The organism is Pseudomonas sp. Z003-0.4C(8344-21) (assembly GCF_900104975.1).
In the GTDB taxonomy this organism is placed as follows: Bacteria; Pseudomonadota; Gammaproteobacteria; order Pseudomonadales; family Pseudomonadaceae; genus Aquipseudomonas; species Aquipseudomonas granadensis.
Map to the genome: position 1 here is coordinate 2,536,490 of NZ_LT629756.1, position 17,080 is coordinate 2,553,569.

Consider the following 17,080-nt stretch of genomic DNA (forward strand, 5'->3'; position numbering starts at 1 on the left):
TGACGGATGCCCACTTATGGCCGCACTCAGAGACGAGGTGAAAGCCTTTGTCGTACAGGCTCTCGCCTGCTTTGACACGCCATCGCAAGTGGTGGCGTCCGTCAAAGAAAGATTCGGGCTCGAAGTGACCCGCCAGCAATGCGAGGCATACGACCCAACCAAGTACGTTGGACGCAACCTGCACGTGAAGTGGCAGACGCTGTTCAACGACACCCGCAAGAGGTTTCGCGAAGAGACGGCAGAGATCCCGATCGCCAACCGAGCGTATCGACTTCGCACCTTGGGACGAATGGCCGAGAAGGCAGAGAACATGAAGAACATGGCGCTGACTGCTCAGTTGCTGGAGCAGGCAGCCAAAGAAGTGGGCGACGTTTACGTGAATCGTCGCCTCGAGCCTGAAAAGCCTCTGGGCTCCCAAGCGGACCAGCAGCACGCCGTTGCTGAGTACACCCTGGAGCCTGATGAGAATGTCCCCGCTACCCCGTACCTATGACCCGCCGGTGAAGCTGACGCCGAAGCAGGCGAACATTTACTGCTGGGGCTTCCAGCCTCAGGCGCGTTTCCGCGATGCGGTGTGTGGTCGACGGTTCGGCAAGACGTTCTTGGGCAAAGCTGAGATGCGACGAGCTGCTCGGCTGGCTGCTGAGTGGGGCGTGAGCGTCGAGGACGAGATCTGGTACGGCGCGCCGACGTTCAAGCAGGCCAAACGCGTGTTCTGGCGCCGGCTGAAGCAGGCCATCCCCGAAGCGTGGCGTGCGCACCGCCCGAACGAAACGGAGTGCTCGATCACGCTCAAGTCTGGCCACGTCATGCGTGTGGTAGGGCTCGACAACTACGACAATCTGCGCGGCTCCGGTCTGTTCTTCGTCCTGGTGGATGAATGGGCGGATTGCCCGTGGGAAGCGTGGGAAGAAGTTCTCCGCCCGATGCTTTCGACCTGCCAATACTCAATACCTGGCATCGGCATGCGGAAGGGCGGTCACGCGCTACGCATCGGCACGCCCAAGGGTTTCAACCACTGCTACGACACGTTCCAAGACGGCCGGCCGGGGCATGAGCCTGACCACAAAAGCTGGCTGTACACCTCGCTCGATGGCGGTAACGTGCCGGCTGAAGAGCTGGATGCGGCCCGTCGCAAGATGGATCCTCGCACCTTCCGACAGGAATACGAGGCCAGCTTTGAGAATTACGCAGGTGTTGTCTACTACACGTTCAATCGTGAGGCGAACCGCACCAGCGAAACCATCAAGCGCGGCGAGGCCTTGCACATCGGCATGGACTTCAACGTCATGAAGATGGCGGCAGTCGTGCACGTCATCCGTGACGACCTCCCACTGGCGCTCAGCGAGTTTTCAGATGTGCGGGACACGCCTGAGATGATCGAGAAGATCAAGCTCCGCTTTCCTGACCACAGCATTGCGATCTACCCGGACGCCAGCGGCCAGAACACAAGCAGCAAGAGCGCAAGCGAATCTGACCTGTCACTGCTGAAAAAGGCTGGATTTACGGTAGTGGTGGATTCGACCAACCCCGCTGTGAAGGACCGGGTCAACGCCATGTGCGCGATGTTCGCCAATACCTACGGTGAGCATCGATATCTGGTCAACGTCGACCAGTGTCCGAAATACACGCAGTGCCTGGAGCGCCAGATTTACACGGACAAGGGCGAGCCCGACAAGAAGGCCGGCTACGACCATCTAGTGGATGCACCTGGCTACTTCATTGCCAAACGCTACCCGATCAAAACACGCACAGGCGGAACACGCCGAATTGGAGGCTTGGCCTGATGCCAGTGCAATCGACAAACCCCGACTACGACGCGCACATCGCCGAATGGGAAATGATGGACGACGCGCTCGAGGGTGAGTGCGCCGTCAAGCGTAACGAGCGCAACCTTCCCAAGCCGAGCGGCATGGTCGAAGCTGAGAAGCTCGACGCCACCGGCAACAAATACCTTTACGAGAACTACACGAACCGTGCTCAGTACGAGCACTGGGTGCGCGACTCTCTACGGTCGATGATGGGGCTGGTTTCTCGACTCATCCCGGAGATTGAGCTGCCTTCCGGCCTGAAGGGGCTCGAAGACAATGCCACCTCTGACGGCTTCGGCCTGAAGCAACTGTTCTTCCGCATGGTGCGCCAGGCTATTTCACACGGCCGCGTTCCTCTGGTGGTGAACATTGATGAGCGCGGCGAACCGTACTTCTCGACGTATGCCACGCGCAACGCCATCAACTGGGACACAGCTGATCAAGGCGGTCGCCAAGACCTGGTCCTTTCGGTGTTCCGGGAGTTCCGGAAGAAGGGCGGCGACCGCTACAGCCACGACTGCGACACAGTGTTCCGCGAGTTCTTCATGCAAGGCGAGACCTGTTACACCGCTGTACGGAACGAAGGTGGCGAGATCGTCGAGGAGGAGAAACCTCTGGGCACCACTGGCACCGACAACCGACTGGTCAAAGGCCTGTCATACCTGCCGGTGATCTATTGCGGCTCGACCGACAACTCGCCGGAAGTGGACGAGGTGCCGCTGCTCACGATGGCGCGCGCCGCGCTGAAGTCTTATCAGCTGAGCGCTGACTACTACACTGCGCTACATCAGACCAGCCATCCGCAACCATGGGTGTCTGGCCTCGACGATTCTGTAGAGCTGAGCGTGACCGGGCCATCTGCGGCATGGGACCTCGGTCGAGACGGCAAATGTGGCTATCTGGAGTTTCAAGGCGCTGGGATTGAGGCCGTGCGCAAGGCAATGGATGACCAGAAGAACGCCGCGCTTGAAGCCGGCGCCAAGGTCATGGACATCGGCGGCACAGAATCGGGCGAGGCGCGCAAAACACGTCAGAACGACCAGCACGCCACCTTGCACAGCATTGTCGTCACGGTGGCAGAGGCAGTGGAGCAGGCGCTGCGCTACGCCGCTGAGTGGAAGGGCTACGACCCCAAGCAGGTCAAGTTCAAGGTGAGCCCTGAATTTGTGACCCCAGTGGTCGACGCCCAGGTGCTGGCTGAGCTGCTCAAGGGAGTGATGGCTGGCACGATCAGCGCTGACACCTACTGGCAGTACCTCACCACCGGCAAGTTGCCGGATCGCCCATACGAAGACGAAGCCGACCTGATCAGCGATGAGCGCGAGTCGGCCGGCATCAACTTGGACAAAGACGATGCCAACGACGAACCTGGCGCAGGCGGACAGCCAACTGCTGGAGCAGACGACGCGCCACTCGGTAATGCTGGAGCGGCTTAAGGCCGGCGAGGTCAAAAAGTTCGAGAAGTACCTTCGCCAGATCGACACGCTTGTGCGGGTGCAGTTGACCCGCAAGGAGCTGACCACCTACAGCCGGGACCGCCTTGAGCAGTTTCTGGCTCGTGTGGACGGCAAACTGCTGGAGATCTACAAAGCCTACGGTGACCTAGTGCAGGCCGATCTGGTCGACATTGCACTGTACGAGTCGACCTTCGAGGCCAACAGCCTGAGCAATGCGCTTTCCATTGACGCGGTGGTGCCGAGCAACACGGTGATCCGCGCGGCGGTGTTTTCATATCCGCTGCAGGTGAAAGGCATCGATGGCGGCAAGCTGCTAAAGAGTTTCGTCAGCGGCTGGACGCGCACGGAGACGATGCGCTTCACGAACACAATCCGGCTCGGCTTCGGCCAGGGCCAGACCAATGCACAGATCATCCAGGCGATTCGCGGTACCGCGGCGCAGAACTTCACGGACGGCGTCCTCGCGGTGAGCAATCGCAACGCTGCTGCTGTGGTGCAGACGGCAATCCAGCACGTGGCTACCACGGCGCGAATGGAGACGCTGAAGGCCAACAGTGACGTGGTGCTGGGCTACCGCTGGGTATCGACGCTCGACCGCAAGACTTCGCAGCAGTGCAAGGGCTTGGATGGCATGCGCTTCGACCTGGGCAAAGGGCCGCTTCCGCCGGCGCACATTAACTGCCGCTCAACCACGGCGCCGACAACCCGGCTTTCCGAGATGTTCGCCAAGGACGCGACGCGCGCTGCGGTAGGCGAAAACGGCGGAGCGCAGGTTGATGCCAGCCTGAACTATTACGAGTGGCTGGCAACTCAGCCGGCGAGCTTTCAAGATCATGCGTTGGGCCCTGTGCGAGCCAAGTTGTTCCGCGATGGCGGCCTGACTCCGGAGAAGTTTGCCAAGCTGCAGCTCGACAAATCGTTCAAGCCGCTGACGCTTGCTCAACTGAAGGCCGCTGAGCCTGACATGTTCATCCGAGCAGGCGTTACACTCGGCGCTCCACCGGGTTGAGATAGCCGATGCACATCATCGTTGAAGACGGAAGGGGCAGGCCGGACGCCAATAGCTTCGTGCCGCTGGAGAAGCTGACCTTCTACCGCGACTACTACGGGTTCCGGATACCTGACGCAGAGACCGAGCAGGTCGAATTGCTGCTGCGCGCCGCGGCCGACATCAACGGTCGACAGTGGAAGGGTCGAAAGGCCAATCCTGATCAGGCAATGGCCTGGCCGCGGCGTGACTGCAAGATTGAATACCAGACACTGTCCGAGACGTTCGTGCCCTTTGAGCTTGAATGGGGTCAGGTGCGGTTGGCTGTTGAGTTGTATGCCGACGAGCAGGGCTGCCAGATCGAGGAGCCAACGCATTGCACTGAGCCGAATGGCCGGCGCACGAGGCTCAACCGAGATACGCCAGGCCTGCGAATGCGGCCGCCGCCGTATGCGCCGAGCAGGACGCAATTCGCCGATTACCTGGTCATGCGCGGACTCTCGATAGTCCGATAAAACACAAAATTCAAACCAAACCGCCCAATGGGCGGTTTTTTATTGCCTGCAAAGCGGGCCGACCAAACCCAAGGGGTGCACCAAGTGGCAGACGAAAACCAGATTGATCTTGAAGACCCGGCAGTTCAGACAGCCATTGCTGCAGCTGTCGAGGCTGCGACCGTGGGCCTCAAGAACAAAAACACCGAGCTGCTTGGCTCGCTCCGGACTACCAAAACTGAATTGGACGGCTTCAAGTCGCAGTTCGAGGGTTTGGACATCTCCGCGGTGAAAGGGCTGCTGACCAAAGTTGGCCAGGACGAAGAAACCAAGCTGATTGCCGAAGGCAAGCTGGACGAGGTCATTACGCGCCGTACCGAGCGCCTGCGCACCGACTACGACACCAAGCTGGCCGCCGAGAAAGCGCGTGCCGACAAGGCCGAGCAATTCGCCGCCAAGTACAGCGACAAGGTGCTGGCCGATTCCATCCGCGCTGCTGCCATCAAGGCCGGCGCGCTCCCCGAGGCTGCCGAGGACATCATCCTGCGCGCCCGGGGCACTTTCAAACTCAGTGAAGACGGCGAGGCGATTGCCACCGACCGTGACGGCGAGGTCGTTTACGGGAAGGACGGGAAAACCCCGCTGTCGCCGCTCGAATGGGCGGAATCTCTGCGTGAAACAGCAACACACCTGTGGCCGAGGGCTCAGGGCGCCGGACAGACCGGCGACAACGGTGGCAAGGCCACGAAAAAGTGGGGCGAGTACACGGAAACCGAACGCGCTGCGATCGCCCGTGACAACCCCGAGCTGTTCAAGAAAATCCAGGCCACCAAAGGAACCTAATTCATGGCAACTACCCAACTGACCGACATCTTCGTCGGTGACTACTACGCCTCGCTGGAGCCGGTAAACAGCCCGGAGAAAACCGCTGTCTACGAGTCGGGGATCGTGACCCGCTCGCCCGTTCTGGACGCTATCGCTTCTGGCAGCCAAGGCACCGCCGAGATCAGCTACTGGCAGGATCTCAACGCTGATGAAGCGCCGAACATCAGCAACGATGACCCGAACGACCAGGGCGAAGTCGGCAAAGTCACTCAGGACAGCATGCGTGCTCGCGTCCTGTACCTCAACAAAGGCTATGGCGTGGCCGACCTGACCGCTGAACTGGCAAACAGCGAGCCTCAGCAGCAGATCCGCAACCGCTTCGGCACCTACTGGACTCGCCAGTGGCAGCGTTACGCTCTCGGTGCAGCGCGCGGCATCATCGCCTCGAACATTGCCAACAACGGCGGTGACATGGTCATCGACGCTGGCGCGGCCATTAGCGCGAACGCGTTTCAGGATGCCGCGTTCACCGCCGGCGATGCGGCCGACCAGTTCGGCGCGATCGGCGTGCACTCGGTGGTGATGAACCAAATGGTCAAGCAGGACCTCATCGAGTACCTGCGCGACTCCGACGGCAAGATCATCCTGGCCACCTACCTGGGCAAGCCGGTCTTCATGGACGATGGCCTGGTGTACGGCGCTGGCAAGTACCTGTCGGTGTTCTTCGGCCAAGGCGCATTCGGCTACGGCGAAGGCACGCCGAAGGTGCCGGTGGAGATCGAACGCAAGCCGGGCGGCGGTAATGGCGGCGGTGCTGAGGTGCTGTGGGAGCGGAAGACCTACATCCTCCAGCCTGCAGGCTTCAGTTGGAAAGGCTCCGAGGCTCAGAACCTCAGCCCGACCGCGACCCAGTACGCCGCTGCTGCGAACTGGGAACGGGTGTTCAGCCGCAAGCAGGTCCCATTTGCCGCTGTCATCAGCGGTACCACCACGCCGTAATCCGGCCTTCACTTACCCTGGCGTCCGCAAGGGCGCCGGGCTGAATTGAGGTGACTCATGAAAGTTATCTACACGGACAAACCGGGCAAAGAGCGCGGCGTGTGCTACCGCCTGCTGAGCGAATTCTTCGGTGTTATTGGCACTGCCAGTGAGGTGGTCGTCGAGGGTGATGCGCCTGAAATTTACGATGCATACGAAGCGGCGGGCATCAAAGTTTCGGATGGCAAGGAGCCAGAAAGTGCCGAAACCGACCCTCTGAAAATGAAGGTGCCGGAGCTGAAAGAGTGGCTCACCAGCAAAGGCATCGCCTTCGAATCCACCGCACTGAAAGAAGACCTGCAGGCCCTGGTGCCAGCGGAATAAGGACACGCACATGACCGACTTCATCACCGTTGCCGATGTTGACGCTTCGCTGGGTCCTGGCTGGGCCGGCGCCGGTGATCCGGTCCTTGCTGTGACCATGGCAAACGCCTGGCTCACGGCCAAGATCAAGCGGGTTGTTCCCGATCCGGTCCCGATCGAGATCAGAACAGCCGGCGCCCAGGTCGCCAAAGAGGCGGCGGCGGGCAAGTTGTACACGGCCACTCAGAAGGAAGTGCAAAGCAAGACGGTATCGGCTCAGTCCGGCACGTCCGTGAGCAAGACCTACGTGGCCGGATCTACTGATCAGTCGGCGGGTGTGAACTTCGCCCTGGCGCTGCTGGAGCCTTGGATCAAGCGCTCCGGCGTGATGATGCTGAAAAGGATCTGATCATGGGTATGCGCGAAGAGATTCAGGCCGAAATGGCAGAGGCTTTCGACGATCCTGACGGCCTAGCCGACGCGGTAAAGCCAGTGGAGGGCGTCCGCAAGATTCCCGGCGAGTATGACCCCGACCTGGGCGGCGAGACGCCGGAGACCACCATCACTTACATGGGGCGCGGCGTCTTGGGTAGCTACCTGTCCAAGGAAATCGACGGCTCACTGATCCAAACCACCGACAAGAAGCTGCTGGTGCTGCAAAACGAGCTGTTCGTTTCGGAGGCGGGCTCGCCAACAGCTGCACCGGCCGAGCCCGCCATCGGCGATATCGTCAACGGCATGCGCGTGATGAATGTGTCTGCCGATCCTGCTGACGCGACGTGGACAGCACAACTGAGGAAATGACATGGTCGCTCAATCCGGCAGCTTCGCCCTGAGCTTGGCCGAGTTCGCCGCGCAGACCAGCGAAGCGATCGACGCCAGTGTGCGCGAAATCATCATCGAGGTCGGCAGCAGCCTAATCCGCATGTCTCCCGTGGGTAATCCAGAGATCTGGGCTCAGAACGCAGTCGCGAACGAGTACAACAAGGCGGTCGACGAACATAACAGTGCGCTGCGCAGCGACCCGGCCAACCTGACCAAAGGGGGCAGGCTCAAGAAGGGCCGCAAGCTCAACGACGGCATGGACATCAAGGCGCCAGAAGGCTACGTCGGAGGCCGGTTCCGTGCGAACTGGCACATCTCGCTCGGCGTAGTCGAAAGCGTCGCCTTCGACGAGGTAGACCCGAGCGGTGCTGAAACCACGGCGGCGTTGGTCGCGGCAATGAGCGACTTCACCGCCGGGCAAATCGCCTACATCATTAACAACTTGCCCTATGCGATTCCGCTGGAGTTCGGCCATTCGACCCAGGCCCCCGGCGGAATGGTTCGGGTAACCGTGGCTCGCTTCCAGCAAATCGTGTTGGAGGCCATCAGGAACAACCAGGTATGAGTCACGCCATCATCGCCTCGATCTACGAGGCAAAGCTGATCGCCTGGAACAATGTCAGGTCGGAGAAGCTAAAGATCGTTTTTGAGAACATGGCTTACGCCCCGGCGGCAGGCGAGACCTACCTGCGGGCGTTCACCATCCCGGGCGACACGGCCAGCAACACGCTCGGCGGAGACCACCGGCTGTATACCGGCGTGTTCCAGGTCAGCATTATTTGCCCGGCAGGCACAGGTAAAGCAAAAGCCAACCCCATTGCGGCCGAGATCATCGCGTTATTTCCACTTTATGTGCGTGACGAAAAAAATGGTTTCGTAGTTACGCCCATGACACCTGTAGACGTCGGCCCAGGCATCACTGGCGACTCAACCTACACCGTCCCGCTGTCGTTTTCATACCGGTCCGACACCACGCCATAACCCGCCCGTTGGGCAAATCCTGAACCCGCCTCTGAGCGGGTTTTGTCATTTCTGCGAAGAGGAAAACCCATGAGCGTCAAAATCCCCAATGGCACCACATTCGAGATCGCCGCCACTCTGAGCATGCCAAAAGCATTCACTGCAATCAGCAACGCCAAACCAGCAGTGCTTACTGCAGCGGCCCACGGCCTGACCGATGGCGACGTGATCGTGATCGATTCTGCCTGGGCAAAATTGAATGGCCGCCCGGCTCGCGTTATCGATTCGGATACTGGCGAATTCTCCGCAGAGGGCGTGGACACCACCAGCGTGAAGAGCTACCCGGTAGGCTCTGGCGCGGGAACTATTCGCGAGGCAACCGGCTGGACGCAAATCGCTCAGATCACCGAGCCAACTGCGAACGGTGGTGAGCAACAGTTTCTGACCTACGGTTTCCTCGAAGACGATGATGACCGCCAACTCCCAACCAACAAGTCCGCCAGCAGCATGACGCTGCCGGTCGCTGACGACCCTGCGCAGGCCTATGTCTCGATTGTCGAAGCGGCTGACGAAGACAAGGAGCCGCGCCTCATTCGCGCAAACCTGCCGGGCGGCGCGACGATTTACTACTACGCGTACGTGTCGATCACAGCGACCCCGACACTGAGCCGAAACAACATCATGACGCGGACGATCACTCTGTCGTTCGCATCTCGCCCAACTCGCTACAACGCCTAAGGGGGGTCCCATGGCAAAGTTTTCCATCGCGCCGAAACCGACCTTCACCGTCGACGTGGCAATCCCGCAGGTCGGCGAAAAGCCGGCCATGGTGCCGTTTACTTTTAAGTATCGCGATCGCACCGCGCTTGCCGAATTGTTCGACTCCTGGAAGGCCAAGGCAGAGGCTATCGGCGAACGCTTTAAAGGCACAGAGCCGACGCTTGCCGAGATCACTGCAGCGGAAGTTGAACAGGGTGTCGATCAGATCAAGGATCTGGTCGTCTCGTGGGGATTCGGCGACAAACTCAACGATGAATCGATAACAGCGCTGGTGCAAAGCTGCATCGGCGTTTCAGATTCCGTCGTGAAGGCCTATAGCGAGGCCTTCGGCAAGGCCCGCCTGGGAAACTAACCGCCGCTGCCCGTGCGCTTTACGAAGCTGAGAGTGACGCCGAGCAAATGGCGATGTTCGGCTTTTCTCCTGACGACTACGACGAAACCTTCGAAGTCTGGCCGGACAACTGGAAATCATTCCTTGTTATGGACTCGATGTGGACCCAGTGGCGCACTGGTGCATGCGGCGCAACCGGCCTCGATTACGGCGTTCTGCCTGACGTGATGAAGCTTGTCGGCATTCCTGCCAAGGAGCGTTCACGCGTATTCCAAGACATTCGCGTCATGGAAGCGGAGGCGATCGCAGTCATGGCTGCGGCCCGCGACAACAGCCCGTAGAAACGGGCATTTATTCAAGGTGAGTCGATGAACATTGCAGAACTCGGCGTCAAGATCGACTCGGCCGATGCGATTCAGGCTAAAACCAGTCTGGATGAAATGGCGAAGGCCGGCGGCCGCGCCGAGCAGTCCGCCGTTTCGTTGATGAACGAAATGCAGGCATTGGAGAAGTCGCTCTCTACCAACGCCAAGACTACGCAGGATCTCGCAAAGCAGCGGGAAGCACTGGCTAAGCTGACCAAAACGGGCGCCTATGGCGAGGCTGAGGCAGCGAAGATATCAGCGCAGCTCGACAAGCAGCAGGTGGCGCTGGCCAAGTCGGCTATGGATGAGCAAAAGGCTCTGAACAGCCTGCTGGGCGCAATTGACCCGGCCCGCGCTGCGCTGTCGAAACTGGACACGCAGGTTGAGCAACTCGGCAAACATTTAGACGCCGGTCGCATCAGCCAGGATCAATACAACTCAGCGCTGAGCAAGATCGACAAGGACTACGACAAGCTCGAAAAAACCACCACCGGCTTCGACAAACTTCGCCTCGGCACCCGCCAGGCTCAAGAGAACGTCGTGCAGCTGGGTAATGCCCTGTCGTCTGGAGACTGGGGAAGTGGGGTTCGCGCCGTTGCTCAGCTGGGAGCCGGGGCCGGCGCCGGTGCTGCTGGCTTACTCGCTATTCTTGCGCCACTCGCACTGGCTACCGCAGCTGTTGGCGCGCTGGCCGTCGCCTATTACAAGGGCAGCGTAGAACAGGACGCCTATAGCAAATCCTTGATCCTCACCGGCAACTACGCAGGTGTGAGCGCCGGTCAGTTGGGCGAAATGGCTCGTCAGGTGAGTGCCACTGTAGGCACTACCGGTCAGGCGGCTGAAGTGCTCGCGCTGCTGGCGGGAAACGGAAAAATCGCAGGAGAGAGTTTTGCCGGGATTACCCAGGCTGCTGTGTCGATGCAAGAGGCTACCGGCAAAGCAGTCAGCGAAACGGTTGCCGAGTTTGCCAAGCTCGCCGATGACCCGGTAAAAGCGTCCGCCGCGCTCAATGAGCAGTACCACTATCTGACAGCTTCGGTTTATTCGCAGATTGCAGCGCTGGAAGAGCAAGGCGACCACGCTGGCGCGGTGAAGCTTGCGACTGAGCAGTACGCCCATGCGATCAACGAGCGCACGCCGCGCATTCTGGAAAACCTGAGCTTTTGGGAGAAGGGATACAACGCTGTCGCGCGCGCGGCAGATAATCTGAAGAACATCGGCCGTCCCGATATCGACGCTGATATTGAGCAGGCCCGGCGCAATCTGGCTGCTGCCCAAAAGGGCGACGTGGGGGCGTTTCAAAACCAGAAGGAGATGGTCGAGCTCTACTCCAATCAGCTCAACATGCTTGAGGACCAGAAGGCAGCCCAAGCCGATATCGCGAAATGGGAAGGCGAGCAGGCGAAAGCGCAAGGCGATGCAGTGTCATCGATGTCGAAGATCGACGCTCTGGCGAAGTCTTCGTGGACGAACGAGCAGAAGCGCACCGAGGCGATAAAGGAGTACAGGCGCCAACTTGATGACATACGCAAGGTCGCTCCGAACGATCCGCGCCTGAGCCAGGCGGCTATCGACAAGAACATTGCAAACATCAACGACAAGTTCAAGGATCCCAAAACACCAGCCGGTAGCGTCGACACTACCAGCTTCAATAACGCGAAAAACGCTTTGGCCGAGACCCTGGCCTACTACAAAAATGCTGACAAAGAACTTGAGGCATCTCAGCGTGCCGGTGTCATCTCCCAGGCCGATTACACCGAGCAGCGGGTCAGCTTACTGAAGCAGCAGGCCAACGAAGTTTCCCTAAGCTACCAGGCTGAAATCGATGCCCTCGAAGCGGTCAAGTCCAAAAAGGGCACGACCGGCGCCCAGATCATTCAGATTGACCAGAAAATTGCCGATGCCCGCAGCGCCATGGTTAAGGCGCAGCAGGACAGCGACAGCGAGCTGGCACTCATCGCGACCAATGAAGAGGGCCGGCTTCGTAAACAGACTCTGGCGGTCAACTCTTACACGAGCGCTTTGCAACAGCAGGTCGAGACTCTTCGTCAGCAAGGGCTGAGGGCCGCGGCCGGCCTCGGACAGGGAGACCGGCAGCGCGGACTGACCGAGCAGCAGAACGGAATCGACGACCGATTCAATCAGCAGCGTCTGGAGTTGGCCAACCAGTACGGCGATGGCTCACGCGGTATGAGCATCGAGGAGTACACCCAGAAGCTCGCCGCGCTGAAAGCCACGCAGCAAGATTTGCACGACACGGTGCAGGCGAACTACGACGACATGACAGCCGCCCAAGGCAATTGGAGTGCCGGGGCTTCCTCGGCCTGGCAGAACTACTTGGAATCAGCGCGTGATGTCGCGGGACAGACGAAGAGTCTGTTCACCAATGCTTTCAGCTCCATGGAAGACGCGGTCGTGAACTTTGCCATGACTGGGAAGCTGTCGTTTGCTGACTTCACCAAGTCGATTCTGGCGGATATGGCGCGGATCGCGACCCGTCAGGCCAGTTCGACGCTGCTGAGCAGCCTGGTCGGCGCCGCAACCAGCTACTTCACCGGAGGCGGTGGAGGAAATGGATTGGCGGCAGGATCTGCTGGTGCAACGTCATCTAACCTCGGGGCTTCACAGGCTGGTTACTCGTCCACGTATTTCCAGGCTGACGGCGGGGCTTGGGCCAACGGTGTGCAGATGTTCGCCAATGGCGCTGCGTTCACCAACTCCGTGGTGAGCAAGCCGACCGCGTTCGGGATGGCAGGCGGGCAGACCGGCGTCATGGGCGAGGCAGGGCCAGAGGCAATCATGCCTTTGACCCGCACCGCTGGCGGCCAGTTGGGGGTGCGCGCGATCAGCGGCGGCGGAAGTGGTGGCGGAAACGTTTACAACTTCCCCGTCGCGGTGTCGGTGCAAACCCAGGGCAGTGGCAGCGCAGCCAGCACCGAAGACACCTCGCAGCTTGGCAAAGGCATTCAGCAGGCGGCTAAAGTCGAGGCTGAAACAGCAATCGCCCGAGCGCTGCAACCAGGCGGCTCAATCTGGAAACTCACGAACGGGAGGGGCTGATGGCCATCGAGAAGTTCACCTGGCCGACGCAGCACGGCGACTCACCCGAGATTTCCTATCGGGTGCGCACCTCGCGGTTTGGCGACGGCTACAAACAGGAAGTTGGCGACGGGCCGAACAACAAGGAAGACGCTTACCCGATCACCTACAGCGGCCCTCAAGCCAAGGTGCTGGAGATCATGGCGTTCCTCGATCGGCACGCCGGCGCGAAAGCCTTCCTGTGGACCACACCCCTTGGCCAGCTTGGCCTGTTCACCTGCAAGAACCCCGTGCCCACTCCGGTGGGCGGCGGTGTTTTCAAACTCACCGCCACGTTTGAGCGTGCATTTCATCCATAAGGGGCGATCATGCCGCTGATCAGTGACATCCAGGTGATTGAGCCTGGCAGCGAAGTGCTGCTCTTTGAATTGGACGGCACGGAATACGGCGCGGACGTGCTGCGTTTCCACGGGCACGCGATACCGCACACGCCGGCCGAGTTGATTGCCGCCGGCGCCAATGCCGACCAGTTACCCGCGAAAGCGATCTACTGGCAGGGCAATGAGTACAGCGCCTGGCCGATGCAGATTGACGGCATCGAGGCGAACGGCGACGGCACGGCGATCCGGCCGACATTGTCGGTGGGCAACGTAAACGGACGCATCACTGCGCTTTGTCTGGCGTTCGAGGATCTGCTTGAGTTCAAGCTGACGATGCGGCACACGCTCGGCAGCTACCTCGACGCGGCGAACTTCCCGGCCGGCAATCCAACGGCAGACCCAACTCAAGAGACGATCGAGGTCTGGTACATCGACCAGAAGACGAACGAGGACGGGGAGAGCGTCAGCTGGGAGTTGGCCAGCCCGGGCGATGTAGGCAACGAATCAATCGGCCGGCAGGCAACGACGCTTTGCCATTGGTGCCTCACCGGCGGTTACCGGGGGCCGAACTGCGGCTACACCGGCCCGTACGTCACGAAGGACGGCGTCGTCACCGACAACCCTGAACTGGACGAGTGCGACGCCACGTTGGGCAAGGGATGCATTCCTCGCTTCGGCGAGGGCAACCCGCTGCCGTTCGGTGGCTTCCCGGCCGTTTCCTTGATCGCACGGAGCTGACATGCGAAAGCACATCTTGAACGCGATCCAGGCGCACGCGGAAGCCGAGTACCCGAAAGAGTGCTGCGGGCTGCTGCTGGCGATCGGGCGCAAGCAACAATACTTCCCCTGTATCAATGTCTCGACCGAGCCAAACGAAGAGTTCCGTATCGACCCCGAGCAATACGCAGCGGCCGAGGACGTCGGGGAAGTGATCGGTGTGGTGCATTCACATCCGGACGCCACAAGCAGGCCTTCACCGCGCGACTTGGCCATGTGCGAGGCGACGGCCATGCCGTGGCACATTCTCAGTTGGCCCGAGGGCGACCTGCGCACCGTCATGCCGTCCGGTGAGGTGCCGCTGCTCAAGCGCCCATTCGTACACGGTGCCTGGGACTGCTGGCAGGTCTGCGCCGATTGGTACAAGCGCGAATGGGGGCTGGAGTTCGAAGCCTTCAAGCGATCTGACGGCTGGTGGGAAAGCAAGGACAGCACAAGCCTGTACGAGGCGAATTACGAGGCCGCTGGCTTCTACCGGGTCGACCAGCCGCAGCGCGGCGACATGATCGTGATGGAAGTGGGGCGCACGGTTTTCCCGAACCACGCCGGGATCTTCCTCGGCGCCGATCCGGTTTTGCCCGGCGAGGAGGCAGCGACGTTCGGCCCCGGGCCGTTCCTGCTGCACCACCTGTGCGGCAGGCCGTCAGAGGTCATTGTCTTCGGCGGGCCGTGGCTTGATCGGACTCGCCTGATCCTCAGGCACAGAGATGCACAACCAACCACATGATGCGGCAAGGCCGCAGGGGAGATTTATGAATCAGCCGTTTGCTTTCGATGACGAAGGCCGAACTTACGTTAACGAGTCGGAAATCCTGAGAGGCCAGATGATTGTCTCGGCTGCCGGCATTTCTTTACCGGCTGACTTTGCGGAAAAGGCACAAGAGAAAGCCGACCTTCTGGAGCGCCGACTTTCAAGGCTGGAACAGGCGCTGGGGCTAGAGCCTATTTGTGGCCGCTGAAGAATTGGGTTATCGCTTTCACGTCTGGTGCCACGCCAGGTGCCGACGGATACACCTTGGCCACTTCCAGGGCGTAGTCTTGAGCAGCCTGAATTGCCTCTGTTCCTTGAGCGGCTTTCAGCTGGCTTGCCAGTCCCGAAACGATGCAGCTTAGAGTGATGATTGATGAGCCCGCGTAATCAAGGGCTTCTTGTAGCTGTTTGCTCATTTCACTTTCCTTGCGTTATCCGCGCCGACATTGGCGCAATCCCAGTCCTTGGGCTTGCAGGCAAAGGACTGGCTGTTCGATATCAGCGTCCGGAGCCGGTGGTCTGAGTCTTAACGATCAGCTCCCACCAGATTTCGGTCTTTGGGTTCGCATGCTGATGCTTGTTTTGGGGGGGGAAGGGGTCGTCTTTATTGGAAGTGATTTCATCCCCGCAGCCCCTGCACCTGTAAATCCCGGACACGGGCACTGTTGAACCTATGCCGTACAGCTTCTTCCAGTGCTCTGCACCAGGCTCATCGGTGAGGGTTATGTATTTGCTGGTGTCAGAAGCGTATTGCGCCATACATTTACTCCTTTAAATGGAAGGCACAACGCTACTACGATGGGATCCAACCCAGTTACTGGACTTTCGTCCACACTGGATGCCCACACAGCTCTCAGGGTGATATCGTGCACCATTTCCACAGGAGTGACCTGCATGAAATTGATCGTAGGAGCGCTGGCGGTAGCGCTGATAGCGGGGTGTGCGACTTCGCCAGTTCCGGCCGACAAGGCCGATCCAGTGCCGAGCAATCGACTTTACGCCTTCAGTGGGAAGTCTGAATCCCAGCTTGTTGTTACGCGCGACAGCGGCCTATATGGATCTGGTTGCAACTATCGACTGTACATAGATGGGACCTTGTCCGCCGAATTCGCATCGGGCGAGGTAGCTCGGTTTGGAGTAAAAGCCGGAAAACATATCCTTGGAATCAAGCCGAGCGCCGCATGCGGCGGCTGGGGCTTGGTTGAGCGCGAGGTAGATGTAAAAACCGGTGAGACGGTCAGGCGTCGAATCACGCTTTCGGGCGACAATTTTGACATTTCGCCCACGGCAATTTAAATGCATTCCCAAGCCCGCATTAGCGGGCTTTTTTGTGCCCGGAGAAGAACATGGCTGACGTTGCAGCTGCTTACAATCCAATGACCACGATCCTTCTATCTGGCTCGCTGGCCAAGAAGTTTGGACGAGTACATCGGCGCCAAGTGGACAGCAAGCGTGTGTGGGAAGCCCTCAAGGCGCTTAAGGTGACGTTAGATGGGTTCGAAAATGAGATCCGCCGACTTGATCGGCTCGGCATGCGCTTCGCCATCTTTCGCAATCGGAAGAACGAAGCGGTAGAGGCTTTTGATCTGGGCGGTACAAGGGAGATCCGAATCGTCCCGGTCGTATCGGGCAGCAAGCGCGCCGGATTAATGCAAACCGTGCTGGGCATCGTGCTGATCGCCGTTGGCTTTTTCGCCTACGGTTCAACAACTGCTCAAGGTGCAGCATTGATCGCTGGTGGTATTGCCTCGACCGCTGGCGGCGTGATTCAGATGCTCAGCCCGCAAGCAAAGGGGCTTTCTCAAAGCGCCTCCCCCGAGAACTCACCGTCCTACGCCTTCGGCAGCGCCAAGAACACCACGGCCAGCGGTAACCCGGTGCCGATCTGCATTGGTGAGCGCCGGTGGGGCGGGATGATCATCTCGGCCTCGATCCTGGCCGAAGACAAAGTGTAAG

At 59.8% G+C, this 17,080-nt stretch carries 24 protein-coding genes; 22 read left to right on the plus strand and 2 right to left on the minus strand.

Features of this window, described 5'->3' with window-relative positions; translation table 11 throughout:
* The first annotated feature begins 16 nt into the window (after positions 1-16).
* The 20 genes from BLU24_RS11790 to BLU24_RS11885 all read left to right on the plus strand — a co-directional run bounded on the left by BLU24_RS11790 (position 17) and on the right by BLU24_RS11885 (position 15,332).
* Positions 17-493, plus strand: coding sequence for a DUF2280 domain-containing protein (locus BLU24_RS11790; protein ID WP_056785392.1), 477 nt, complete (start codon positions 17-19; stop codon positions 491-493).
* Positions 468-1,787, plus strand: a complete 1,320-nt coding sequence (locus BLU24_RS11795) for a phage terminase large subunit family protein (RefSeq protein ID WP_038861476.1) — start codon at positions 468-470, stop codon at positions 1,785-1,787. Before BLU24_RS11790 ends, BLU24_RS11795 begins: the two co-directional genes overlap by 26 nt.
* Positions 1,787-3,247, plus strand: coding sequence for a DUF4055 domain-containing protein (locus BLU24_RS11800; RefSeq protein ID WP_093100374.1), 1,461 nt, complete (start codon positions 1,787-1,789; stop codon positions 3,245-3,247). The genes BLU24_RS11795 and BLU24_RS11800 overlap by 1 nt, the downstream gene beginning before the upstream one ends.
* Positions 3,165-4,277, plus strand: coding sequence for a minor capsid protein (locus tag BLU24_RS11805; RefSeq protein WP_177344121.1), 1,113 nt, complete (start codon positions 3,165-3,167; stop codon positions 4,275-4,277). The genes BLU24_RS11800 and BLU24_RS11805 overlap by 83 nt, the downstream gene beginning before the upstream one ends.
* An 8-nt stretch (positions 4,278-4,285) precedes the next feature.
* Positions 4,286-4,771: a DnaT-like ssDNA-binding protein gene (locus tag BLU24_RS11810; RefSeq protein WP_093100378.1), complete on the plus strand. Its 486-nt coding sequence runs from the start codon at positions 4,286-4,288 to the stop codon at positions 4,769-4,771.
* Between the two features lie 84 nt (positions 4,772-4,855).
* Positions 4,856-5,593, plus strand: coding sequence for a hypothetical protein (locus BLU24_RS11815; RefSeq protein ID WP_172833268.1), 738 nt, complete (start codon positions 4,856-4,858; stop codon positions 5,591-5,593).
* Positions 5,594-5,596: 3 nt separating this feature from the next.
* Entirely contained in the window at positions 5,597-6,574 is a 978-nt protein-coding gene (locus BLU24_RS11820) for a major capsid protein (protein ID WP_056785404.1), read from the plus strand.
* Positions 6,575-6,631: 57 nt separating this feature from the next.
* Positions 6,632-6,937 carry a HeH/LEM domain-containing protein gene (locus tag BLU24_RS11825; RefSeq protein WP_093100382.1) on the plus strand — a complete coding sequence of 102 codons (306 nt, stop codon included), beginning with the start codon at positions 6,632-6,634 and terminating at the stop codon, positions 6,935-6,937.
* A gap of 10 nt (positions 6,938-6,947) precedes the next feature.
* Positions 6,948-7,325: a hypothetical protein gene (locus BLU24_RS11830; protein WP_093100384.1), complete on the plus strand. Its 378-nt coding sequence runs from the start codon at positions 6,948-6,950 to the stop codon at positions 7,323-7,325.
* A 2-nt stretch (positions 7,326-7,327) separates the two neighbouring features.
* Positions 7,328-7,720, plus strand: a complete 393-nt coding sequence (locus tag BLU24_RS11835; protein ID WP_093100386.1) for a hypothetical protein — start codon at positions 7,328-7,330, stop codon at positions 7,718-7,720.
* 1 nt (position 7,721) lies between these two features.
* Positions 7,722-8,306 carry a hypothetical protein gene (locus tag BLU24_RS11840; RefSeq protein ID WP_093100389.1) on the plus strand — a complete coding sequence of 195 codons (585 nt, stop codon included), beginning with the start codon at positions 7,722-7,724 and terminating at the stop codon, positions 8,304-8,306.
* The gene (locus tag BLU24_RS11845) at positions 8,303-8,722 is read left to right on the plus strand and encodes a phage tail terminator-like protein (RefSeq protein WP_093100391.1); all 420 of its coding nucleotides are present in this window, start codon (positions 8,303-8,305) and stop codon (positions 8,720-8,722) included. Before BLU24_RS11840 ends, BLU24_RS11845 begins: the two co-directional genes overlap by 4 nt.
* Positions 8,723-8,791: 69 nt before the next feature.
* Positions 8,792-9,439 (plus strand): phage tail protein, encoded by a 648-nt coding sequence (locus tag BLU24_RS11850; protein ID WP_093100393.1) that lies wholly within the window; start codon positions 8,792-8,794, stop codon positions 9,437-9,439.
* A 10-nt stretch (positions 9,440-9,449) separates the two neighbouring features.
* Positions 9,450-9,833: a phage tail assembly chaperone gene (locus BLU24_RS11855; protein WP_093100395.1), complete on the plus strand. Its 384-nt coding sequence runs from the start codon at positions 9,450-9,452 to the stop codon at positions 9,831-9,833.
* A 47-nt stretch (positions 9,834-9,880) separates the two neighbouring features.
* A complete protein-coding gene (locus tag BLU24_RS11860; protein ID WP_093100398.1) occupies positions 9,881-10,153 on the plus strand; it encodes a DUF1799 domain-containing protein in 273 nt (90 codons plus the stop codon).
* 27 nt (positions 10,154-10,180) lie between these two features.
* Positions 10,181-13,237 (plus strand): phage tail tape measure protein, encoded by a 3,057-nt coding sequence (locus BLU24_RS11865; protein WP_093100400.1) that lies wholly within the window; start codon positions 10,181-10,183, stop codon positions 13,235-13,237.
* On the plus strand, positions 13,237-13,575 hold the full coding sequence (locus BLU24_RS11870) for a phage tail protein (RefSeq protein WP_093100403.1): 339 nt from the start codon (positions 13,237-13,239) through the stop codon (positions 13,573-13,575). The genes BLU24_RS11865 and BLU24_RS11870 overlap by 1 nt, the downstream gene beginning before the upstream one ends.
* A gap of 9 nt (positions 13,576-13,584) precedes the next feature.
* On the plus strand, positions 13,585-14,334 hold the full coding sequence (locus tag BLU24_RS11875; RefSeq protein WP_093100406.1) for a phage minor tail protein L: 750 nt from the start codon (positions 13,585-13,587) through the stop codon (positions 14,332-14,334).
* A gap of 1 nt (position 14,335) precedes the next feature.
* On the plus strand, positions 14,336-15,100 hold the full coding sequence (locus tag BLU24_RS11880) for a C40 family peptidase (protein ID WP_093100408.1): 765 nt from the start codon (positions 14,336-14,338) through the stop codon (positions 15,098-15,100).
* Positions 15,101-15,125: 25 nt separating this feature from the next.
* Positions 15,126-15,332, plus strand: a complete 207-nt coding sequence (locus tag BLU24_RS11885; protein ID WP_093100411.1) for a hypothetical protein — start codon at positions 15,126-15,128, stop codon at positions 15,330-15,332.
* Here the strand turns inward: BLU24_RS11885 and BLU24_RS11890 are convergent.
* Both BLU24_RS11890 and BLU24_RS11895 read right to left on the minus strand, forming a co-directional pair.
* The gene (locus tag BLU24_RS11890) at positions 15,316-15,540 is read right to left on the minus strand and encodes a hypothetical protein (RefSeq protein ID WP_093100414.1); all 225 of its coding nucleotides are present in this window, start codon (positions 15,538-15,540) and stop codon (positions 15,316-15,318) included. The genes BLU24_RS11885 and BLU24_RS11890 overlap by 17 nt on opposite strands.
* Before the next feature lie 82 nt (positions 15,541-15,622).
* Complete coding sequence (locus BLU24_RS11895) at positions 15,623-15,883, minus strand: protein L (protein ID WP_093100416.1); 261 nt, start codon at positions 15,881-15,883, stop codon at positions 15,623-15,625.
* A gap of 135 nt (positions 15,884-16,018) precedes the next feature.
* Between BLU24_RS11895 and BLU24_RS11900 the strand changes: the two genes are divergently transcribed.
* A complete protein-coding gene (locus tag BLU24_RS11900) occupies positions 16,019-16,420 on the plus strand; it encodes a hypothetical protein (RefSeq protein WP_093100419.1) in 402 nt (133 codons plus the stop codon).
* 50 nt (positions 16,421-16,470) lie between these two features.
* On the plus strand, positions 16,471-17,079 hold the full coding sequence (locus tag BLU24_RS11905) for a tail assembly protein (protein WP_093100422.1): 609 nt from the start codon (positions 16,471-16,473) through the stop codon (positions 17,077-17,079).
* Position 17,080 lies beyond the last annotated feature (1 nt).

Coding starts and splice junctions, on each gene's coding strand:
- BLU24_RS11900 (WP_093100419.1), top strand. CDS start 16,019: ATGAAATTGATCGTAGGAGCGCTGGCGGTAGCGCTGATAGCGGGGTGT.
- BLU24_RS11835 (WP_093100386.1), top strand. CDS start 7,328: ATGGGTATGCGCGAAGAGATTCAGGCCGAAATGGCAGAGGCTTTCGAC.
- BLU24_RS11905 (WP_093100422.1), top strand. CDS start 16,471: ATGGCTGACGTTGCAGCTGCTTACAATCCAATGACCACGATCCTTCTA.
- BLU24_RS11820 (WP_056785404.1), top strand. CDS start 5,597: ATGGCAACTACCCAACTGACCGACATCTTCGTCGGTGACTACTACGCC.
- BLU24_RS11890 (WP_093100414.1), bottom strand. CDS start 15,540: ATGAGCAAACAGCTACAAGAAGCCCTTGATTACGCGGGCTCATCAATC.
- BLU24_RS11880 (WP_093100408.1), top strand. CDS start 14,336: ATGCGAAAGCACATCTTGAACGCGATCCAGGCGCACGCGGAAGCCGAG.
- BLU24_RS11790 (WP_056785392.1), top strand. CDS start 17: ATGGCCGCACTCAGAGACGAGGTGAAAGCCTTTGTCGTACAGGCTCTC.
- BLU24_RS11810 (WP_093100378.1), top strand. CDS start 4,286: ATGCACATCATCGTTGAAGACGGAAGGGGCAGGCCGGACGCCAATAGC.
- BLU24_RS11865 (WP_093100400.1), top strand. CDS start 10,181: ATGAACATTGCAGAACTCGGCGTCAAGATCGACTCGGCCGATGCGATT.
- BLU24_RS11875 (WP_093100406.1), top strand. CDS start 13,585: ATGCCGCTGATCAGTGACATCCAGGTGATTGAGCCTGGCAGCGAAGTG.
- BLU24_RS11860 (WP_093100398.1), top strand. CDS start 9,881: ATGGCGATGTTCGGCTTTTCTCCTGACGACTACGACGAAACCTTCGAA.
- BLU24_RS11830 (WP_093100384.1), top strand. CDS start 6,948: ATGACCGACTTCATCACCGTTGCCGATGTTGACGCTTCGCTGGGTCCT.
- BLU24_RS11885 (WP_093100411.1), top strand. CDS start 15,126: ATGAATCAGCCGTTTGCTTTCGATGACGAAGGCCGAACTTACGTTAAC.
- BLU24_RS11845 (WP_093100391.1), top strand. CDS start 8,303: ATGAGTCACGCCATCATCGCCTCGATCTACGAGGCAAAGCTGATCGCC.
- BLU24_RS11805 (WP_177344121.1), top strand. CDS start 3,165: ATGCCAACGACGAACCTGGCGCAGGCGGACAGCCAACTGCTGGAGCAG.
- BLU24_RS11850 (WP_093100393.1), top strand. CDS start 8,792: ATGAGCGTCAAAATCCCCAATGGCACCACATTCGAGATCGCCGCCACT.
- BLU24_RS11800 (WP_093100374.1), top strand. CDS start 1,787: ATGCCAGTGCAATCGACAAACCCCGACTACGACGCGCACATCGCCGAA.
- BLU24_RS11870 (WP_093100403.1), top strand. CDS start 13,237: ATGGCCATCGAGAAGTTCACCTGGCCGACGCAGCACGGCGACTCACCC.
- BLU24_RS11825 (WP_093100382.1), top strand. CDS start 6,632: ATGAAAGTTATCTACACGGACAAACCGGGCAAAGAGCGCGGCGTGTGC.
- BLU24_RS11895 (WP_093100416.1), bottom strand. CDS start 15,883: ATGGCGCAATACGCTTCTGACACCAGCAAATACATAACCCTCACCGAT.
- BLU24_RS11795 (WP_038861476.1), top strand. CDS start 468: ATGTCCCCGCTACCCCGTACCTATGACCCGCCGGTGAAGCTGACGCCG.
- BLU24_RS11840 (WP_093100389.1), top strand. CDS start 7,722: ATGGTCGCTCAATCCGGCAGCTTCGCCCTGAGCTTGGCCGAGTTCGCC.
- BLU24_RS11855 (WP_093100395.1), top strand. CDS start 9,450: ATGGCAAAGTTTTCCATCGCGCCGAAACCGACCTTCACCGTCGACGTG.